General features: G+C 64.0%; 21 protein-coding genes. 2 read left to right on the forward strand and 19 right to left on the reverse strand.

Annotation, left to right across the window (positions count from 1 at the left end; all coding sequences use genetic code 11):
- Positions 1–43: 43 nt before the first annotated feature.
- Positions 44–1,582 carry an ATP-dependent DNA helicase gene (locus GC1_RS11745; protein ID WP_019297044.1) on the forward strand — a complete coding sequence of 513 codons (1,539 nt, stop codon included), beginning with the start codon at positions 44–46 and terminating at the stop codon, positions 1,580–1,582.
- On the forward strand, positions 1,579–2,316 hold the full coding sequence (locus GC1_RS11750) for an SDR family oxidoreductase (protein ID WP_019297043.1): 738 nt from the start codon (positions 1,579–1,581) through the stop codon (positions 2,314–2,316). The genes GC1_RS11745 and GC1_RS11750 overlap by 4 nt, the downstream gene beginning before the upstream one ends.
- An 81-nt stretch (positions 2,317–2,397) precedes the next feature.
- Here GC1_RS11750 and GC1_RS11755 read toward each other — a convergent pair whose 3' ends face one another.
- The 19 genes from GC1_RS11755 to paaC form a co-directional block, all read right to left on the reverse strand.
- Positions 2,398–3,183: a TIGR02186 family protein gene (locus GC1_RS11755; RefSeq protein ID WP_019297042.1), complete on the reverse strand. Its 786-nt coding sequence runs from the start codon at positions 3,181–3,183 to the stop codon at positions 2,398–2,400.
- 1 nt (position 3,184) lies between these two features.
- Positions 3,185–4,108 (reverse strand): sulfite exporter TauE/SafE family protein, encoded by a 924-nt coding sequence (locus GC1_RS11760; RefSeq protein WP_019297041.1) that lies wholly within the window; start codon positions 4,106–4,108, stop codon positions 3,185–3,187.
- A 110-nt stretch (positions 4,109–4,218) separates the two neighbouring features.
- Positions 4,219–5,142 (reverse strand): sulfite exporter TauE/SafE family protein, encoded by a 924-nt coding sequence (locus GC1_RS11765; RefSeq protein ID WP_019297040.1) that lies wholly within the window; start codon positions 5,140–5,142, stop codon positions 4,219–4,221.
- 378 nt (positions 5,143–5,520) lie between these two features.
- On the reverse strand, positions 5,521–6,486 hold the full coding sequence (locus tag GC1_RS11770; RefSeq protein ID WP_019297039.1) for an ABC transporter permease: 966 nt from the start codon (positions 6,484–6,486) through the stop codon (positions 5,521–5,523).
- Positions 6,486–7,580: an ABC transporter permease gene (locus tag GC1_RS11775; protein ID WP_019297038.1), complete on the reverse strand. Its 1,095-nt coding sequence runs from the start codon at positions 7,578–7,580 to the stop codon at positions 6,486–6,488. Before GC1_RS11775 ends, GC1_RS11770 begins: the two co-directional genes overlap by 1 nt.
- On the reverse strand, positions 7,581–9,110 hold the full coding sequence (locus tag GC1_RS11780; protein ID WP_019297037.1) for an ABC transporter ATP-binding protein: 1,530 nt from the start codon (positions 9,108–9,110) through the stop codon (positions 7,581–7,583).
- Entirely contained in the window at positions 9,107–9,460 is a 354-nt protein-coding gene (locus GC1_RS11785; protein ID WP_019297036.1) for a nuclear transport factor 2 family protein, read from the reverse strand. Before GC1_RS11785 ends, GC1_RS11780 begins: the two co-directional genes overlap by 4 nt.
- A 17-nt stretch (positions 9,461–9,477) precedes the next feature.
- Positions 9,478–10,473 carry a BMP family lipoprotein gene (locus tag GC1_RS11790; protein WP_029204892.1) on the reverse strand — a complete coding sequence of 332 codons (996 nt, stop codon included), beginning with the start codon at positions 10,471–10,473 and terminating at the stop codon, positions 9,478–9,480.
- A 156-nt stretch (positions 10,474–10,629) separates the two neighbouring features.
- Positions 10,630–11,055 (reverse strand): GNAT family N-acetyltransferase, encoded by a 426-nt coding sequence (locus tag GC1_RS11795; protein ID WP_019297034.1) that lies wholly within the window; start codon positions 11,053–11,055, stop codon positions 10,630–10,632.
- Complete coding sequence (gene tsaB, locus GC1_RS11800) at positions 11,048–11,644, reverse strand: tRNA (adenosine(37)-N6)-threonylcarbamoyltransferase complex dimerization subunit type 1 TsaB (RefSeq protein WP_019297033.1); 597 nt, start codon at positions 11,642–11,644, stop codon at positions 11,048–11,050. The genes GC1_RS11795 and tsaB overlap by 8 nt, the downstream gene beginning before the upstream one ends.
- A gap of 21 nt (positions 11,645–11,665) precedes the next feature.
- On the reverse strand, positions 11,666–12,232 hold the full coding sequence (locus GC1_RS11805; RefSeq protein ID WP_019297032.1) for a NifU family protein: 567 nt from the start codon (positions 12,230–12,232) through the stop codon (positions 11,666–11,668).
- 69 nt (positions 12,233–12,301) lie between these two features.
- Positions 12,302–12,901, reverse strand: coding sequence for a 2-hydroxychromene-2-carboxylate isomerase (locus GC1_RS11810; RefSeq protein WP_019297031.1), 600 nt, complete (start codon positions 12,899–12,901; stop codon positions 12,302–12,304).
- Positions 12,902–12,922: 21 nt separating this feature from the next.
- Positions 12,923–13,378: a universal stress protein gene (locus tag GC1_RS11815; RefSeq protein ID WP_019297030.1), complete on the reverse strand. Its 456-nt coding sequence runs from the start codon at positions 13,376–13,378 to the stop codon at positions 12,923–12,925.
- A gap of 139 nt (positions 13,379–13,517) precedes the next feature.
- Positions 13,518–14,381, reverse strand: a complete 864-nt coding sequence (locus GC1_RS11820; RefSeq protein WP_019297029.1) for a branched-chain amino acid aminotransferase — start codon at positions 14,379–14,381, stop codon at positions 13,518–13,520.
- 224 nt (positions 14,382–14,605) lie between these two features.
- Positions 14,606–15,100, reverse strand: coding sequence for a VOC family protein (locus tag GC1_RS11825; protein WP_036762360.1), 495 nt, complete (start codon positions 15,098–15,100; stop codon positions 14,606–14,608).
- 200 nt (positions 15,101–15,300) lie between these two features.
- On the reverse strand, positions 15,301–16,062 hold the full coding sequence (locus GC1_RS11830) for a Phenylacetic acid catabolic protein (protein WP_019297027.1): 762 nt from the start codon (positions 16,060–16,062) through the stop codon (positions 15,301–15,303).
- A gap of 24 nt (positions 16,063–16,086) precedes the next feature.
- Positions 16,087–17,160 (reverse strand): 1,2-phenylacetyl-CoA epoxidase subunit PaaE, encoded by a 1,074-nt coding sequence (gene paaE / locus GC1_RS11835; protein WP_019297026.1) that lies wholly within the window; start codon positions 17,158–17,160, stop codon positions 16,087–16,089.
- Between the two features lie 10 nt (positions 17,161–17,170).
- Positions 17,171–17,644: a 1,2-phenylacetyl-CoA epoxidase subunit PaaD gene (gene paaD / locus GC1_RS11840; RefSeq protein WP_019297025.1), complete on the reverse strand. Its 474-nt coding sequence runs from the start codon at positions 17,642–17,644 to the stop codon at positions 17,171–17,173.
- A gap of 98 nt (positions 17,645–17,742) precedes the next feature.
- Positions 17,743–18,359 (reverse strand): 1,2-phenylacetyl-CoA epoxidase subunit PaaC (paaC, locus tag GC1_RS11845; RefSeq protein WP_039498637.1); only part of this gene is annotated, 617 nt, incomplete at its 5' end.

An 18,359-nucleotide genomic window follows, 5' to 3' on the forward strand; every position in this document is an offset into this window, starting at 1 on the left:
GGTGCCTCTGGCGGACCCGGCCCCGCGGCTGTAGGGTCGCGCCATGACAGCTCTGCCCGTACAGTTTTCCGATGACCAGGCCACTGCTTATGACAGCGTGACCGAGCTCCTGCGCCAGGCGGGGGTGGACCTTGACGACGGGCTGTTGCACCCGCCCCGCGGCGACGCCGGGGTGATGGCGGTGATCGGCAAGGCAGGATCGGGCAAGACCCTGCTTCTGGCAGAGCTTTACAAGGCGCTGGAACAGTCGGGGGTCGAGGTGGTCTCCGGCGACTACGAAAGCCGCAAGAAAGGCGACGACCGCCGCACTCTGGCCATCCTGGCGCCAACCAACAAGGCCGCCAGCGTGCTGCGCCTGCGCGGGGTGCCGGCCACCACCATCCACCGAATTCTCTATACTCCGGTCTATGATCCGGAGTTCGAGAAGATCGCCGAATGGCTGGCGGGGCAGGGCGAACAGCCCGAGATCGAGGGGCTGACCGAGGAGGCGCTGGCACGCGCGGCGGCCTTTTACGAGAAAAACAAATCCATTCCCGGCGCACTGGCCGCCGCGGGTTTGCGAGGCTCAGACTTCATCACCGGCTGGAAACGGCGCGAGGAGCCGCTGGACATCGGTTTTGTCGATGAAGCCTCGATGCTCGACGACCGACAGTTCGAAGACCTGAAGGAGATTTTCCCGAACCTGATCCTGTTCGGCGATCCGGCCCAGCTGGCGCCGGTGAACCAGTCGGGGTCAATGGTGTTTGATGCGCTGCCGGAGCCGCGCCGGCTGATCCTGAACCGCATCCACCGGCAGGAGGCCGGCAACCCGATCCTGGATCTGGCACATGCGCTGGCAGACCCGCAGCTGGGGTTCGAGGATTTCGAGCGGATGATCGAGGACACGGCGCGCCGCGATGAGCGTGTGGTCTGGGGCCAGCGGGTAGAGGTCGATCTGATGGCGCGCTCGCCGGTGCTGGTCTGGCGCAACAACACCCGCATCCGGCTGATCAACGCCTTCCGCACCGTCTATGGTGCGCCGGAGGATCAGCTGATCGCTGGCGAGCCGCTGATCTGCGACGGTATCGAACTGCCCATGAAACACCGCAAGAAGCGGCTGGACCTGGAGGCCCGCGGGCTGATCAAGGGCGCGCAGGTGATCTACCTCGGGGCAGGCCGCAAGCCCGGGTTTTCACGCCTGCATGTGATGGGCGCAGAGGACCCGCAGGTCTCTGCCGCCTCAATCGTGAAAATTGAGAAACCGGACGAGGAAGAGCCCTTCATTCCCTTTGCCGCGCGCATGGGGGCCACGTTCCTGCACGGCGCGGCGGTGACCATCCACAAGGCGCAAGGCTCGCAATGGGATACCACCCAGGTCTTTGCACCCGACATCTATGCCGCCGCCCGCATGGGCCGGGTGGAGGCGGGCCAGCCCCTATGGAAACGGCTGGCCTATGTGGCGATCACCCGGGCGCAGGAGCGGCTGATCTGGGTGGTCAGAAACCGCCTGGCCAAACCCTCCGGCCCGCTGCAGGTGGATGACCTCAGGGCGGTGCCGGCCGCGGCGCTGACGCTGGAAGCACAGGAGGAGACCCCGGCATGAGCAAATCAATCCTGATCACCGGCGCCAGCTCCGGAATCGGCCGGGCTGTTGCAGAACTATTCCTGGCCGAGGGCTGGCAGGTCGGTCTGACAGCACGCCGGGCAGAGAGGCTTGAAGACGTGGCGATGGGCCACACGAACGCTCATGTCCTGCCCGCCGATGTAACTGATCCTGCGGCGGTCGATCATGCGGTGAACAGCTTTGCCATGGCTGCGGGCCGGCTTGATGTGCTGTTCAACAATGCGGGTATCTTCACCCCGCCTGGCACCATCGACGAGATCCCGCTGGAGGACTGGTTCGCCTCTGTGAACGTGAACCTCACCGGCATGTACCTGACTGCCCGCGCTGCCTTCCGCCAGATGCGCCACCAGGCGCCGCAGGGCGGGCGGATCATCAATAACGGCTCCATCGCTGCTTACGTGCCGCGGCCCCATTCGGCGCCTTATGCAGCGACCAAGGCGGCCATTACCGGCCTCACCAAAAGCCTGTCGCTGGATGGCCGCCCCTTTGATATCGCCTGCGGCCAGATCGACATCGGCAATACCCGCACCCCGATGGTTGAGGACCTGAGCCAGCGCCACGCCGATGCCAATCCGTGTGCTGAGCCGATGCATACATTTGCGGTGGAGGATGCGGCGGCATCCGTGCTGCACATGGCCAATCTGCCGCTGGAGGCCAATGTTCAGTTTATGACAGTGATGGCGACCAAGATGCCCTATATCGGCCGCGGCTGAGCGCTCCCGCCCGTCGCTGGTGCATCCAGGATGCACCGCTCCCATTGGGCGTGGCGCTGCGCTGGCGCGCAGCGCGCCTCTTTACCGGTTCCTGAGCAGGCTGAACGCAGCAGAGGCACCCCAGCCGGCCGCAATCGCAATCGCCAGCGACATCAGGCCATAAAGAAACGGCTGCTCGCGCGACAGCGAGAACAGGAACCGCTCCAGCCCCACCTTACGCACGTCGATGGTGGTCTCGTAACTCGAAACCACCTCGCCGCCGCGGGTCAGGAAGATACGGGTCTGGTAGTCGCCTTCGGTCAAGTCTGCAGGCATCTCGATCGCGGTGCGAAACAAGGTTTGCTGATCGACCGCAACGGTGTTTTCACGCAGGGAGTAGAGCCCGTTCCTTTCGCGGATCCGCATTACCGCATCGGCAAAGGCCTGGGCGCCGCGGATGTGCATGGCAGCACCCACCGAGCGGATCGCGCGCCGGATCGACACCCGGTAGCGCAGGTCTTCGGTGTCGTTCAGCACCTGGGCAAATGGAGCGCTGGTGGCAACCGCGTAGAACGCAGGAGCCGAGTCGACCAGAACGCTGTCGACGTTGACCCAGATGCCCAGCTTTTTCTCCTTGCGCCGCACCATCACGGAGGGCGCCGGGCCGGAAACTGCGACAATGACCTCCAGCGGCTCGTCGGTGGGGATTGGAGCCTCGCGCTTGACCGCGCCGAAGATCAGGATTTCAGAGCCGTCAAAGGTGGCGGTGATCGCCACCCGGTCCTGGCTGAGGCCCAGAACGACCTCTTCCTTGGCGGCCTGGGCTGCGGATTGGGGCAGCAGCGCCAGCGCGGCGGCTGTAAGTGCTGAGAGCAAAAGTTTGCGCATATCAGTGGCCTCCTGCGTCGCCGAGCGAGAACAGCTCAGCCGGTTGCAGCAAGAGGTCGAGGCCCAATTTTGCGCAGACGGCGATGACCATCAGCGCCAGCAGGATGCGCAGCTGTTCGGCCTTGAGGTAGACCCCGATACGGGTGCCGATCTGGGCGCCGATCACGCCGCCGACCAGCAGCAGAACCGCCAGAACGATGTCCACGGTATAGTTGGTGGTGGCATGCAGCATGGTGGTGAAGCCAGTGACCAGGATAATCTGGAACAGTGAGGTGCCGACAACCACCTTGGTCGGCATTCCAAGGATATAGATCATCGCAGGCACCATGATGAAACCGCCGCCGACACCCATGATCGCAGCCAGGATACCAACGCAGACGCCAACCAGAACGGGCGGGATCACCGAGATATAGAGGCCCGAGGTGCGGAACCGCATCTTGAACGGCAGCGCATGTACCCAGCCGCGCTGGCGGCGCGGGGCAGGGGCAGCGCCGCCTGCTTTCTTGGACTTGCGGATCGCATTCAGGCTTTCGATGAACATCAGCCCGCCGACCACGCCCAGGAAGACGACGTAGCAAAGCTTGACCAGCAGGTCGACCTGGCCGAGCGCCTTGAGGTAGTTGAACACCACAACCCCCAGGGCCGCGCCCATCAGACCGCCGGCCTGCAGCACCAGCCCCATCTTGATATCGACCGTCCGCCTTCGGAAATGCGCCAGCACGCCGGAGAAGGAGGAGGCGACAATCTGGTTCGCCTCTGTCGCCACCGCCACCGCAGGCGGGATGCCGATGAAAAACAAAAGCGGCGTCATCAGGAAGCCGCCGCCAACTCCGAACATGCCCGAGAGAACCCCGACCATTCCCCCAAGGCCCAGGAGAAGGAAGGCATTGACCGAGACCTCAGCTATGGGAAGGTATATCTGCATGTTCTTTGTTAGACCGCAGTCATATCAAAAATCAATGATCTATGCCGCTCTGCAGCGTGCAGGACTGATTTGCCGTTGCAAACTGGACTTATTGCTGCCGATCCTGCGGGTCACGGCAAGTTAAGTACGGTCAGGGAAAACAGGTCGGCGGGTTCCAGCAGCAGCTCAAAGCCGATCTTGATTGAGACTGACAGCACCAGCAGCGCCAGCAGCACCCGCAGCTGTTCCGCCTTCAGCTTGGCGCCGATCACGGTGCCAAGCTGGGCGCCCGCAACGCCGCCGATCAGCAGGAACAGCGCCAGCACCACGTCGACGGTGTAATTGGTGGTGGCGTGCATCACCGTGGTGAACCCGGCGACAAAGATGATCTGGAACAGCGAGGTGCCGATCACGACCTTGGTCGGCATGCCGAGGATGTAGATCATCGCAGGCACCATGATGAAGCCGCCGCCGACGCCCATGATTGCCGACAGGATGCCGACGCCAAAGCCGACCAGCGCGGGCGGGATCACGGAGATATAGAGACCAGAGGCTTTGAACCGCATCTTGTAGGGCAGGGCATGCACCCAGGACCGCTGGCGCCGTTTGTAGGCGGGGGCGCCGCCAGCCTGGCGGGCCCTGCGGATTGCATTGACGCTTTCGATAAACATCAGCGCGCCGATCACGCCGAGGAACAGCACATAGCACAGCTGCACCGCCAGATCGACCTGGCCCAGCTTCTTGAGCCAGTTGAAAACGGCCATTCCCAGGGCAGCCCCCATGAGGCCGCCGCCCAGCAGTACATAGCCCATCTTCAGATCCACGGTGCGGCGCCGGAAATGCGCCATCAGGCCAGATACGGAAGAGGCCACCACCTGATTGGCGGAGGTGGCCACTGCAACCCCCGGCGGGATGCCGATCAGGAACAAGAGCGGCGTAATCAGGAAGCCGCCGCCGACCCCGAACATGCCCGAGAGAACCCCGACAGCGCCGCCAATGCCCAAGAGCAGCAGAAAGTTGACCGAGACCTCGGCGATGGGGAGGAAGATGTGCATGAGGTCTTACAGCAACTGCGGTGCGCGTGGTCAACCGGCCGGGCGGCACTGCGGCAGACAGGACCGACAGCGGAGCATGATCTGGACTTAAAGGCGGAGGCTCCCGCGCCTGCAGGTGATGGGCGGAGCCCTTCGCCTCGGCAGCCTTGGGCCGGGCGCCGCTCTGCGAGCGGCGCGAAGGGGTTCTGCTGAGAAGCCACTGAGGGGCAGGACTGCCCTTCAGTGGCCTGGTCGAGTGTGTTTGCGTCTTTGCCGCGTCAAGGGTGAACGGCGCCTCCGCGCCGCCGCTGCGAGGCCCCTGACCCGGAAAAGACCAAGGAGGAAAAAGAGAAAGGCCCGGCACTTTGGCCGGGCGTTTCGTTGGTTCTGGAATGGCGTTTAGCGTTCCTTGACGTAGGGCTCGCCGCCGGCTCTCGGCGGGATTGCCTTGCCGACGAAACCGGCCAGGATCACCACCGTCAGCACGTAGGGAAGCGCGTCCATTGCCTGCACCGGGATGGTGATGCCGCCCAGCTCGATGTTCTGGAACCGCAGCGCAATCGCCTGCAAGAGGCCAAACAGCAGGCAGGCACCCATGGCATGCCAGGGCCGCCACTTGGCAAAGATCAGCGCGGCCAGCGCGATGAAGCCGCGGCCCGCGGTCATGTCCTTGACGAAACCCGCCTGCAGCGCGGTGGCCAGATAGGCGCCGGCAATGCCGCACAGCAGGCCGCAGATCAGCACCGCCGCATAGCGCAAGCCGACAACCGAAACGCCGGCGGTATCCACTGCGGCCGGGTTTTCCCCCACAGCACGCAGGCGCAGGCCAAAGCGGGTGCGGAACAGCACCCACCAGGTCGCAGGCACCGCTAGGAAGGCAATGTAGACCAGGATCGAATGGCCAGAGAGCAGCTCAGCATAGATAGGACCCAGCACCGGCACGCCAGAGAGGCTTTCGGCAAAGGGGAGGTTGATCGGGGTGAACCGCCCGCCGCCGATCAGCGACGGTGTGCGGCCGCCCTGCTGAAACCAGTCCTGGGCAATCAGCACCGTCATGCCAGCGGCCAGGAAATTGATCGCCACCCCGGAGATCAGCTGGTTGCCGCGGAAGGTGATCGAGGCCACCCCGTGCAGCCCCGCCAGCACCAGCGAGGAGCCGATGCCGGCCAGCAGCCCCAGCCAGACATTGCCGGTGACGGCGGCGACGGCGGCAGAGAAGAAGGCGGCCATCAGCATCTTGCCCTCAAGGCCGATGTCGAAGATGCCCGCGCGCTCGGAGAACAGGCCCGCCAGGCAGGCCAGAAGCAGCGGCGTGGCCAGGCGGACAGTGGAGTCCAGCAGCTGGATGATTGTCAGGAAATCCATCAGTTCTGCCCCTTCCGCATCGCCAGGAAGATCCGCTCAAGCGGCATCCGCACCATGTTGTCGAGCGCGCCGGTGAACAGGATCACCAGGGCCTGGATCACCACGATCAGTTCCCGCGGGATCGAGGTCCACAGCGCCAGTTCAGCGCCGCCCTGGTAGAGGAAGCCAAAGAGGATCGCCGCCAGGAACACGCCGAACGGGTGGTTGCGCCCCATCAGCGCCACCGCGATGCCGATGAAACCGGCGCCTTCGGTGGCGTTCAGAACCAACCGCTCTGCCTCTCCCATCACGTTGTTGACGGCCATCATGCCCGCCAGCGCGCCGGAGATCAGCATCGCGATCATGATGGTGCGGACCGAGGAGATACCGGCATAGCGCGCGCCCGGCTCGGACTTGCCGAGGGAGCGGATTTCATACCCCAGCGGCGTGCGCCAGATCAGCAGCCAGACAAACAGGCAGGCGCCGACGGCCACCAGCAGGCTGACATTGGCCGGTGCGGATTTCGAAAACTCGATCCCGATCGGCGCCAGCAGCTCGTGCAAAGACGGCAAGTGAACCGCCTCGGGGAAGCGTTCGGTGGCCGGGTCCATGGAGCCTTCGGGCCGCAGCAGGTTCACCAGCACATAGTTCAGCACCGCCGCAGCGATGAAGTTGAACATAATGGTGGTGATCACGATATGGCTGCCGCGCTTGGCCTGCAGATAGGCGGGGATTGCGGCCCAGGCGGCACCGAAAAGGCCCGCACCAAAGGCGGCAAAGACCAAGGCCAGCGTCCAGTGCGGCCAGGGGATCAGCAGGCAGACCAGCGCCACGCCAAGCCCGCCCAGCATCGCCTGGCCCTCGCCGCCGATGTTGAACAGGCCCGCGTGGGCGGCAATCGCCACCGCAAGGCCGGTGAACATGAAATTGGTGGCGTAGTAGAGCGTGTAGCCCCAGCCATAGGATGAGCCTAGAGCGCCATCGACCATCAGCTTGACCGCGGCGACCGGGTCTTCGCCGATCCCGAGGATCACCAGGGCCGACAGGACTGCGGCCAGCAAAAGGCTGATCAGCGGGATCAGGACCACATCGGCCCATTTCGGCATCTTGTCCATTTACGCGGCCTCCCCCGCGACACCGGCCATCATCAGGCCGAGTTCTTTCTCATCGGTTTGGTCCGCCGGGCGTTCGCCCATGATCATGCCGTCAAACATCACAGCAACCCGGTCCGCGAGCGACAGGATCTCCTCCAGCTCGACCGAGACCAGCAGGATCGCCTTGCCCTGGTCGCGCAACTCGACGATCTGCTTGTGAATGAATTCAATGGCGCCGATGTCGACGCCGCGGGTCGGCTGGCCGACCAGCAACAGGTCGGGGTTGCGCTCTATCTCGCGCGCCACGACGATTTTCTGCTGGTTGCCGCCGGAGAAGTTCTTGGCCGCCAGCCAGGGATCGGGCGGGCGCACGTCGAATTTCTCCATCTTGGCCTCAGTATCGGCGCGCAGGGCTGCGTTGTTCATCAGCACGCCATTTTTGTAGGCCGGGTCCCGGTGGTAGCCGAATGCGACGTTTTCCCAGGCGTGGAAGTCCATGATCAGGCCTTCGCGCTGGCGGTCCTCCGGCACATGGCCGATATGGGCATCGCGCCGCGCGGCGGCATCCGAGCCTTGGCCGTGCAGAGGCAGGGGCGTGCCATGCAGCTTGATGCTCCCGGTGCCGGGGCGCATTCCGCCCAGCACTTCCAACAGCTCAGACTGGCCGTTGCCCGCGACGCCGGCGATGCCGACGATCTCGCCTGCGCGCACTGTGAGGTCGATGCCCTTGACGCGCTCGACGCCGACGCTGTCCACCACCCGCAGGTTCTCGATCTCCAGGATCGGGGCGCCGGGCTGGGCCGGAACCTTGTCGACGCGCAGCAGAACCTTGCGGCCGACCATCAGCTCGGCCAGATGCTCGGGGCTGGTCTCAGCCGTCTTGACGGTGGCGGTCATCTGACCGCGGCGCATGACGGAGACCGTGTCGGTGTACTCCATGATCTCCCGCAGCTTGTGGGTGATCAGGATGATGGTCTTCCCTTCGGCGCGCAGCCGGTCGAGGATGCGGAACAGCTGGTCAGCCTCGGAGGGCGTCAGCACGCCGGTGGGCTCATCCAGAATCAGGATTTCCGCCTTGCGGTAAAGCGCCTTGAGGATTTCCACCCGCTGCTGCATGCCAACGCCGATCTCGTCGATGCGGGCGTCGGGGTCCACGAACAGCTCGTATTCCTCTTCCAGCGCCTTCAGCTCCTTGCGGGCGCGGCGCAGCGAGGGCATTAGCATGCCGCTGTCCTCAGCCCCCAGCACGATGTTTTCCAGCACGGTGAAATTCTCCACCAGTTTAAAGTGCTGGAACACCATGCCGATGCCTGCGGCAATGGCTGCCTGGCTGTCCGGGATCGCGGTGCGTTTGCCCTTGATCCAGACTTCGCCTTTGTCGGCCTTGTAGAAGCCATAGAGGATCGACATCAGCGTCGATTTGCCCGCACCGTTTTCACCGATGATGCCGTGAATGGTGCCGGGGGCAACGCTGATGGAAATGTCCTTGTTTGCCTGGACCGGGCCAAAGGCTTTGGAAATGCCTTTGAGTTCGATGGCGGGGGCGGTCAATCGGGCTCTCCCATGCCTGTAAATCCGATCAGCCGTACCACCTTGCCGTCCTTCAGATCGGCAAAATACTGTCCGCGCACCATGCGCTGGCCGTCCTTCTCGAAATCCACCGTGGCGCGTGCGTGGCCGTGGTGTTCAGAGACGGCAACCACTTTGGCCGCGGCGCCCGGCATCATCGCGCTGAACTGCGCAATGTACTCCAGGTAAGCATCGCGGGTGGTTATGGGGGCAGGGGTGTTGGGATCGGAGTAATAGAATTCGGACCCGATGGCTGCGTCCGTCTTTTCGGCGCGGGCTTCGGGCGATGGGTCGCCCCAGGCTTCAAACAGAATATGAAGTGAATCCGTCATGGCCTGGGGCTTTCTTCTTAGAAGCTCAGCACAGGGCAGCTGTCGTCGGACATGTAGTCATGCACCTTAATTTCGCCCGAGGCGATCTTGGCGGCAGCGTCGTCCACAGCGGCCTGCATCTCAGCCGAGACCAGCGACGCGTTGTGCTCATCCATGGCATAGCCGACACCGCCGTTGGCCAGACCCATGACAGAGAAGCCGGTTTCCATGTCGGCGCCATCGCTGAAGGCCTCAAACACGGCGTTGCCGACCTTCTTGGTCATCGAGGTCAGCACCTTGCCCGGGTGCAGGTGGTTCTGGTTGCTGTCCACACCAATCGACAGGATGCCTTCGTCGGCTGCGGTCTGCAGCACGCCCACACCGGTGCCGCCAGCCGCGGCATAGACCACGTCCGCGCCCTGGCTGATCTGTGCCTTGGTCAGTTCGGAACCCTTGACCGGGTCGTTCCAGGCCGCCGGGGTGGTGCCGGTCATGTTGGCGATTACGGTGGCATCCGGGTTAGCTGCCTTGACGCCTTCTGCATAGCCGCAGGCGAATTTGCGGATCAGCGGGATGTCCATGCCGCCGATGAAACCGACGGTGTTCGATTTGGACGCCATGGCCGCCATCATGCCCACGAGGTAGGAGCCTTCGTGTTCGTTAAAGACAACCGAGCGCACGTTGTCGCCTTCAACCACCATGTCGATGATGGTGAATTTGGTGTCCGGATAGTCAGCAGCCACCTGGCCCAGGGCATCAGCAAAGGCGAAGCCGACCATCACGATCGGGTTGGCGCCGGCCTCGGCAAAGCGGCGCAGCGCCTGCTCGCGCTGGGCTTCGGACTGCAGTTCGATCTCGCGGTAGGTTCCACCGGTCTCTTCGGTCCAGCGCTGGGCGCCGCCGTGTGCGGCCTCATTGAAGCTCTTGTCGAACTTGCCGCCCAGATCAAAGATCAGGGCCGGTTCCGCCAGTGCGGCACCTGCGGTCAGGGCCAGCGTCGCGGCTGCGCCCATCAGCGGTTTCATCAGGGTCATCAGGTTAACTCCCACTGTCATTATTTGTTGGATGCAGCGGGTCATTTCCGCTGCCCGGCCCCGTTCAGGCCTTAGAGGGTGCGGCAATTTAGCCTGCAGGGCAGGGAGGGGGTCAACCGCTTTTTGACCATTTGGTGCGAAATCCGCGCAACTGGCCTAGCGTAAAGACTTTCTCATCAGGATTGCGTCCGCCGGATTGGTATCTTTGCGGCGGTAATATCCCGCCCGGCGCCCGCATGCCGCGAATCCGCAGACGCGGTACAGCGCCTTTGCGGGTGCGTTGTCTTCTGCCACTTCCAGAAACAGCTCTGCGGCGCCGCGGGCGCAGGCCAGTGATTCCCATTCCGCCATGCAGGCGCGGGCCAGCCCTTGCCGCTGATGGGCGGGATCGGTGGCGATGGTCAGCAGTTCAGCTTCATCCGCGATCACCCGCACCAGGGCGAAACAGCGGGCATCCCCGGCGGCAAAGATCAGCGGGCTGTCCAGAAGGGCAGCGAACTCCAGTGCAGACCACGGCCGCGACTGGGTGAAACCCGCGGCATGGGTGGCGGCCATCTGCGCCGGTGTCAGGGGATCACTCATCAATCAGCGCAGGCGGCACGTCGCTGGACGGCGCTGCATCGGCTGCACGCAGGTACAGCGGTGCAGGCGGCTCGGTCACGGTTTCAAACCGCGCAGCTGCGATGCGCGCAATCGCTTCGGCGATCCCTGCCGGGCTTGCCTCAGGCGCAAACGCTAGCCCGGCACCGCGGGCGGCGTCCTCGGCCTCCTGGCGCGGCATAAGACGCGGTGCCTCCCCGGGCAGGGCGGCATAAACCTGATTGCGCGGCGCGGGCACGGCGGGCAAGGTGCCCTCGGCGGCGCGGGCCTCAAACCCGTCCACGCCCACGGCTGGCACTTCCAGCCCCAGAGCCAGCCCGCGGGCGGCGGAGACCGCAATGCGGATGCCGGTGAAGTTGCCGGGACCGATGCCGACGCCGATGGCGTCAAGATCCTGCCATGCGGCACCGCCGTCAGCCAGCACCTCTTCCAGAAGCGGCATCAGCCGTTCGGCCTGGCCGCGGGTCATTTCCTCCAGCCGGGAGGCCAGCAGGGTCTCCCCGCGCAGCAAAGCGGCCGCGCAATGCGCGGCCGATGTGTCAAAACCCAGAACCAGCGGTTCGGAAGCCATCAGATGTCCTTTCGCGCGCGGTCAGACGGCAACCGGGCGCACCTCGGTGACTTCCGGGATGTAGTGGCGCAGCAGGTTCTCGATGCCCATCTTCAGGGTCAGGGTCGAGGATGGGCAGCCGGCGCAGGCACCCTGCATATGCAGATAGACCACGCCGCGGTCAAAGCCGTGGAAGGTGATGTCGCCGCCGTCCTGGGCCACTGCCGGGCGCACCCGGCTGTCCAGCAGTTCCTTGATCTGGTTGACGATCTCGGCGTCCTCGCCGGAATGCTCGGCATGGCCGGAGGCCGGGCTTTCAGAGCCGTCCGCCATCACCGGCTGGCCGGACTGGTAGTGTTCCATCACCGCGCCCAGGATAGCGGGCTTGATGTGGTCCCATTCTACCGCGTCGGCCTTGGTTACGGTCACGAAGTCGTTGCCGAAGAAAACGCCGGTCACGCCCTCAACCGCAAAGATGCGGGAGGCGAGCGGCGATTTGCCGGCAGCGTCTGCGTTGGGGAAGTCGGCGGTGCCGACCTCAAGAACGGTCTGGCCCGGCAGGAATTTCAGCGTCGCCGGGTTTGGCGTGGATTCAGTCTGAATGAACATGTCGGGTCTCCGTTAAGCGTGTCCCCGATATGCGCCTTGCGGCCCGCCAAGTCAAGATTTGGAACGATTCTAAATTGCGCCGCCCGCGGCGTGCTCCAGCGCCTGCTCCAGCCGGTCATCACCCCAGAACAGTTCCGCCCCGCTGGTGAAGCTGGGCGCGCCGAAAATGCCCGCCGCAATGGCCTCATCGGTCTTCGTCCTGAGTGCCGATTTGATATCCGGCGCCTGTGCCCGCTGCATCAGACTGCGGTCAAGGCCCGCCGTGCTCAGGCAACGCTGCAAGACAGTTTCATCCGCGATATCTTTGCCCGTACCAAACTGCGCCTGGAACGCGGCCGTGGTGAAAGGCTCAATGCGGTCCTGTTCCGCCGCAGCTAAAGCTAGCCGCGCCGCCATCAGCCCGTTCTGCGGGAACACCGCAGGGCGGCTAAAGGGCAGGCCGCGAGCCGCACAAATCCGTTCCATGTCGCGCCACATGTAGCGGCCCTTGGCTGGATAGATGTTGAAAGGCGAGGTGTCCCAGCCTTGAGCGGCAAAGATTGGCCCCAGCAGAAACGGCTTCCAGGTAACGGCAACGCCGCGGGCGGCAGCCAGTTCGCCGATGCGCATCACGCTGAGATAGGAGTAGGTGGAGGCGAATTCGAACCAGAATGTGATCCCGCCGGTCATCGCCTCTGCAGTCCCTTCTGGTCAGGTGATTGCTTCCAGCTTTTCCTTGCTAAGGTCGCCGGGCACGATGGTGATCGGCACCGGCAGGGCGCCGGAGTTCTTGGTGAGCTGGGTGACCAGCGGCCCGGGGCCTTTGCGGCCGGTGCCCGCACCCAGCACCAGAACGCCGATTTCCGGATCGCCCTCGATAAAGTCGAGGATTTCCGGCACCGGTTCGCCTTCGCGGATCACCAGTTCCGGGTCCACATTCTGGCGGTCGCGCATCCATTTGGCGAAAACTTCGAAATGGGCATGGATGCGCTCGCGCGCTTCCTCGCGCATCACTTCACCGACGCCGATCCAGTGGTTGAACTCATCCGGGGGAATGACCGACAGGATAGTGACGCCCGCGCCGGTATGCGCCGCCCGCATCGCGGCAAAGCGCATGGCGTTCAGGCATTCGCGGCTGTCGTCCAGGACCACAAGGAATTTGCGCATCTTCGCTCTCTCGTTGTTGCACCGCGGATCATGGCGCATGCGGGGCGATCAGGCAATAGAGCCAAAGAGCCGTCAACGCTGCGTATTTCTGGCCATAGACTTTGCGCCGGCCGGGCATGTTCGGGTTGAGCTTACGGATTTACGGCTGGCTGGCGGCCCAGTCCCAATAGAGCTCCCGCACACGTTTGGCGACAGGGCCGGCCTGATAGCGGTTCTCGTCAAAGGCGGTGACCGGGGTCACCTTGCTCATGTTGCCCGACAGAAAGATCTCGTCGGCTTCCTCGAAATCCTGATAGCCCAGCACGCATTCATGCACGGTGATACCGTCGGCGCGAAGGTTGCTGATATGGCGGGCGCGGGTGATGCCGGCCAGGAAGGTGCCGTTGGGGATTGGGGTGAAGACCTCGCCGTCGCGCACCATGAACACATTGGTGGTGGCGGTTTCAGCCACATTGCCCATGGCATCCAGCACCAGTGCGTTGCTGAACCCCTTGCTGCGCGCCTCCCTCAGCATCCGGGCGTTGTTGGGGTAGAGGCAGCCCGCCTTGGCATTCACCACCGCGCTTTCCAGCACCGGGCGGCGGAAGCGGGTGCGGGTCAGCGTGGCGGCGGCATCTGGGGCCGTCATCGGGATTTCCTCCAGGCTGACGGCGAATTGGGTGCTCTCCGCCTTCGGGGCGATCAGCGTCTCGTCGCCATCAGCCGCCCAGTACATTGGCCGGATATAGACCGCGGAGCTAGGGGCGAACCCCTCCAGTCCTTCGCGGATGACCTCCACCATCTGCTCCACGGAATGGGTTGGCGTCATCAGCAGCGCCTCCGCAGAGGCATTGGTGCGGGCGCAGTGCAGGTCCAAATCCGGGGTCAGCCCGTCAAAGAAACGCGCGCCGTCAAACACGGAGGAGCCCAGCCACATCGCATGGTCTGCAGCCCGCATCACCGCCGCGTTGCCGTCCTGCCAGCTGCCGTTGAAATAAGTGCGGATAGTTCTGCCCACAGCCATCGTCTCGCTCCCTCTGCTTGCCGCAAGGGTAGGCCCAGAAAGGTCAGGGGTCCAGACCTTTCTAGGCCTCGCCGGATACAGGCAAGGAGGGGCGAGAAGGCTGTTAATTGTTTTGTTTCAGTTGGTTGGCTGGCGTTCTGGAGCGAAATCTGACGCAGCGAAATATAGGTCAGCGTGACTGACCAATTGTTTCGCGCGCGAAACATTCGGGCAGCAGTTCTGACCTACTCAACCTCTGCGAGCAAATCTTGCAAATCCAACGGGTCAGTGACCATCTGCAGGCTGCCATCCGCCCCGCGCGGCCAGTCCTGTTCGGGCCGGTCGCGGTAGAGTTCCACCCCGTTGCCGTCCGGGTCGCGCAGGTAGATGGCCTCGGAGACGCCGTGGTCGGCTGCGCCCTCGAGCGCGATGCCCGACTCCAGCACCCGGCGCAGCACCGCCGCCAGGCTCTTGCGGTCCGGCAGCAGGATGGCGGTGTGGTAGAGGCCGGTCATGTTCGGTGCCGGGGCCGGGCCGCCGCGCGACTGCCAGGTGTTGAGCCCGATGTGGTGGTGGTAACCGCCGACCGACAGGAAGGCAGCAGAGCTGCCGAGCCGCTGGGTCACGTTAAAACCCAGCACACCGCTGTAAAACCCGATTGCCTGTTCAAGGTCGGAAACCTTGAGGTGGACATGGCCGATGCGGGTGCCTGCGGGCAGGGGGGCAGTTCCGGTGCTCATGACAGTCTCCAATTGCTTTTTTTCTTCAATATGGAGGCCGTGCGGCGCTGGTTCCATTCCGCAAGGCTGCACCATTTCCCTGTGGATTTGCACAGCCTGACGGCGCAGCATCTTCAGCGCGCCTTCAGGCGCGCCGGATCCAGCCGGACCTGCGCATCTGTGATGCACGGCAGCCCGGGCGGGAGAGCTTCCACTGGAGATCAGGCGGCGGGTTTCAGACCGGCCTTGGCCAGAACGGCAGAGGCAGTCTGTTCCCAGCGTGCCTTCAACTCTGCATTCGGAGTGCGGCGCAGGCCCATCGCCTTCAGCCCTTCGAACTTCTGTGAGGTCTCAGAGCCGAAGCTGGCTGCGACCCGCGGCCACCAGTAGCTGACCAGTTCCTGCAGGGCCTCTGTCCCTTGTGCTTCCACCAGCACCATCAGGCCTTCTTCTGCCAATTCCGCGTGATGTGCCTCAATCGGCTGGATGGTGCGGAAAGCTTCGGCCAGCGGCTGGTAGGAGACATGGCTCAGCTCCTCCAGTTGCACGGCAACCGCGCTGCCCATCAGCAGGTTCATCACCACCGCGTCGGCCCAGCCTTCCAGCGGGTAGTTGAACACGGCCAGCCGCATGTCGTGCTTGCTGCGGGTCTGGCCGATGTCGGCATCCCGTTCCAGCCGCGCGGTCCAGGGGTGGTGGTCGGCATAGCGCTCTGTGTCAGCACCGAAGTCGCCCATGATATGCAGCACCTTTTCGGCGCTGTCGGATTTCTCCAGCACGATTTTTGCGGCGGCGATGCGCGCCTTGATGCCTGGCCCTTCGTTGATGATGTCGGCAAAGCCTGCGGCACCCGCCAGCTCGCTGTCGACAAAGGTCGCCATCATCTTCATCAGCTCGGCGCGGTAGCGCGGCGGCACGTTGGACGGGTTGGACAGCACGCCGCCCTGGGCCAGATAGCTGCTAATACTCATTTCGTCAGTCATGATCTTTCCTCCCTCGGGCAGGTATTACTGGTCGTAATCGACCACGACGTTATCGGTCACCGGATAGGCCTGGCACGAGAGCACATAGCCCTTTTCGACCTCGTAATCTTCCAGCGCATGGTTGGCGACCATCTCGACCTCGCCTTCCAGCACCTTGCAGCGGCAGGTGGAGCAGACCCCGGCCTTGCAGGCATAGGGCGCGTCCATGGCGTTTTCCAGCGCCGCGTCCAGCAGGGTCATGTCCTTGCCCATCTCGATGGTCTGGGTGGCGCCGTCCAGGGTGATGGCGGCCTTGGTCTGGTTGGCGCTGCTGGCCGTATCCGTTGCGGTGGCCTTGCGCTTGGCGCGGCCCGGCTGGGCAGAGGCGAACAGTTCGAACTTGATCTGGCCGTCATCGAGGCCCGCGGTGCGCAGGGCGCTGGCGATGCCCAGCATCATCGGTTCGGGGCCGCAGATGAAGGCGGTGTCGACCGACTGGATGTCGATCCAGTGCTCGAACAGCTGGGCGCATTTCTCTTCGGTGACCAGGCCGGTGAAAAGGTCGATTTCCTGAGCGTCGGACTCCAGCACATGGATCACGTTGAAGCGGCCCATGTAGAGGTTCTTGAGATCCTCCAGCTCCTCGCGGAACATGATCGTGTTCACGCCCTTGTTGGCGTAAACCAGCGTGAAGGAGGAGTTGGGCTCCGCCGCCAGCGTGGTTTTCAGGATCGACAGCACCGGGGTGATGCCGGAGCCGCCGGCAAAGCCCAGGTAGTTCTTCTCTGCGCCTGCCTCGAGCGGGGTAAAGAAGGTGCCCATCGGCGCCATCGCTTGCAGGGTGTCGCCGGCCTTCAGCTCGGTGTTGGCCCAGGTCGAGAACGCGCCGCCGTCGACGCGCTTGATGCCGACCTGCAGGATACCCTCATCCTTGCCGGCGCAGATCGAGTAGCTGCGGCGCAGCTCCTCGCCTTCAAAGTCGCGGCGGAAGGTCAGGTACTGGCCTTGGGTGAAATCGAACTCCTCAGCCGCGCCGTTCACGGGCTTCAGGGTAACAACCACCGCATCGCGGATGGTCTTGCGGACGTCGGTGACTTCTAGGTCGTGAAAGCGCGCCATCAGGGTCTCCTCAGATGCACTTGAAATAATCAAAGGGTTCGAGGCAGTCCTGGCAGCGCCAGTGGGCCTTGCAAGGGGTCGAGCCGAACTGGCTGACCTTGGTGACATGCGGGCTGCCGCAATGCGGGCATTTTTCCGGGCCGCCTGCGGGCTGAGGCGGGGCGATGCCGTATGCCTCCAGCTTGGTGCGGCCCTTCTCCGTCAGCCAGTCGGTGGTCCAGGCGGGGGAGATCTGGGTCTTCAGCTTCAGATCGGTGATGCCGCGGTCCCGCAGGGCGGTTTCGATGTCCATCGCGATCACAGACGTGGCCGGGCAGCCGGAGTAGGTCGGGGTGACGGTGACCACCAGGGTCGTACCTTCCCAGGCCACATCGCGGATGATGCCGAGATCCACCAGCGAGATCACCGGGATCTCCGGATCGGGCACGGCGTCGAGCCACTCCCAGATCCGGGTGGTGCTTGGCTGAGTCGTCACTTGGCTCATGCGGTTACCCTCATTGGCTGGTCCGCCCGGCCTCCCTCGCGGAAGCGGGCCTCATCCCCGCATGAAGCCGGGGTGCAGTCAGTTCTTTGGCCGTGGTCTTACCACTTGGCGCCGGGATAGGCGCGCTGCAGCCATTGCATCTGGGTCAGCAGGTGGCCCAGATGCTCTGTGTGCATTGCACCGGTGCGCCCGCCCTTGTGGGCAAAGCGGCTCTCCGGAATGGTCAGCGTTGCGTCGCTTAGGATGCGGTAGACCAGCGCGTCATATTCTTCGCGCAGGGCCACCGGATCAGGGGCGATGCCAGCCTTCACCATCTCGGCGTCCACATCGTCGGACTGGAACATCTCGCCGACGTAGGGCCAAAGATAGTCCAAGGCTTCCTGCATCCGGCGGTGGCTTTCCTCAGTGCCGTCGCCCAGGCCCACCACGGTGTCGGCGGAACGCTCCAGGTGATAGGCCACCTCTTTCGAGGCCTTCTCAGCAATCGCGGCGACCCGTTCGTCCGAGGACTTCATCAGACGGCCCAGCTGGATCGAATGCCAGGCGTCGAACAGGAACTGGCGCATAAGGGTGCGGCCGAAGTCGCCGTTCGGCACCTCGCACAGCAGCACATTGCGGAAGTCCCAGGCGTCGCGCAGGAAGGCGAGATCGTCGGCGGATTTGCCGTCGCCCTGCACTTCAGCGGCGAGGCCGAGCCACATCTGGGTCTGGCCGA

The organism is Leisingera sp. ANG1 (genome assembly GCF_000203975.2).
Taxonomy (GTDB): Bacteria; Pseudomonadota; Alphaproteobacteria; order Rhodobacterales; family Rhodobacteraceae; genus Leisingera.

Coding starts and splice junctions, on each gene's coding strand:
- GC1_RS11745 (WP_019297044.1), top strand. CDS start 44: ATGACAGCTCTGCCCGTACAGTTTTCCGATGACCAGGCCACTGCTTAT.
- GC1_RS11750 (WP_019297043.1), top strand. CDS start 1,579: ATGAGCAAATCAATCCTGATCACCGGCGCCAGCTCCGGAATCGGCCGG.
- GC1_RS11755 (WP_019297042.1), bottom strand. CDS start 3,183: ATGCGCAAACTTTTGCTCTCAGCACTTACAGCCGCCGCGCTGGCGCTG.
- GC1_RS11760 (WP_019297041.1), bottom strand. CDS start 4,108: ATGCAGATATACCTTCCCATAGCTGAGGTCTCGGTCAATGCCTTCCTT.
- GC1_RS11765 (WP_019297040.1), bottom strand. CDS start 5,142: ATGCACATCTTCCTCCCCATCGCCGAGGTCTCGGTCAACTTTCTGCTG.
- GC1_RS11770 (WP_019297039.1), bottom strand. CDS start 6,486: ATGGATTTCCTGACAATCATCCAGCTGCTGGACTCCACTGTCCGCCTG.
- GC1_RS11775 (WP_019297038.1), bottom strand. CDS start 7,580: ATGGACAAGATGCCGAAATGGGCCGATGTGGTCCTGATCCCGCTGATC.
- GC1_RS11785 (WP_019297036.1), bottom strand. CDS start 9,460: ATGACGGATTCACTTCATATTCTGTTTGAAGCCTGGGGCGACCCATCG.
- GC1_RS11790 (WP_029204892.1), bottom strand. CDS start 10,473: ATGACCCTGATGAAACCGCTGATGGGCGCAGCCGCGACGCTGGCCCTG.
- GC1_RS11795 (WP_019297034.1), bottom strand. CDS start 11,055: ATGAGTGATCCCCTGACACCGGCGCAGATGGCCGCCACCCATGCCGCG.
- tsaB (WP_019297033.1), bottom strand. CDS start 11,644: ATGGCTTCCGAACCGCTGGTTCTGGGTTTTGACACATCGGCCGCGCAT.
- GC1_RS11805 (WP_019297032.1), bottom strand. CDS start 12,232: ATGTTCATTCAGACTGAATCCACGCCAAACCCGGCGACGCTGAAATTC.
- GC1_RS11810 (WP_019297031.1), bottom strand. CDS start 12,901: ATGACCGGCGGGATCACATTCTGGTTCGAATTCGCCTCCACCTACTCC.
- GC1_RS11815 (WP_019297030.1), bottom strand. CDS start 13,378: ATGCGCAAATTCCTTGTGGTCCTGGACGACAGCCGCGAATGCCTGAAC.
- GC1_RS11820 (WP_019297029.1), bottom strand. CDS start 14,381: ATGGCTGTGGGCAGAACTATCCGCACTTATTTCAACGGCAGCTGGCAG.
- GC1_RS11825 (WP_036762360.1), bottom strand. CDS start 15,100: ATGAGCACCGGAACTGCCCCCCTGCCCGCAGGCACCCGCATCGGCCAT.
- GC1_RS11830 (WP_019297027.1), bottom strand. CDS start 16,062: ATGACTGACGAAATGAGTATTAGCAGCTATCTGGCCCAGGGCGGCGTG.
- paaE (WP_019297026.1), bottom strand. CDS start 17,160: ATGGCGCGCTTTCACGACCTAGAAGTCACCGACGTCCGCAAGACCATC.
- paaD (WP_019297025.1), bottom strand. CDS start 17,644: ATGAGCCAAGTGACGACTCAGCCAAGCACCACCCGGATCTGGGAGTGG.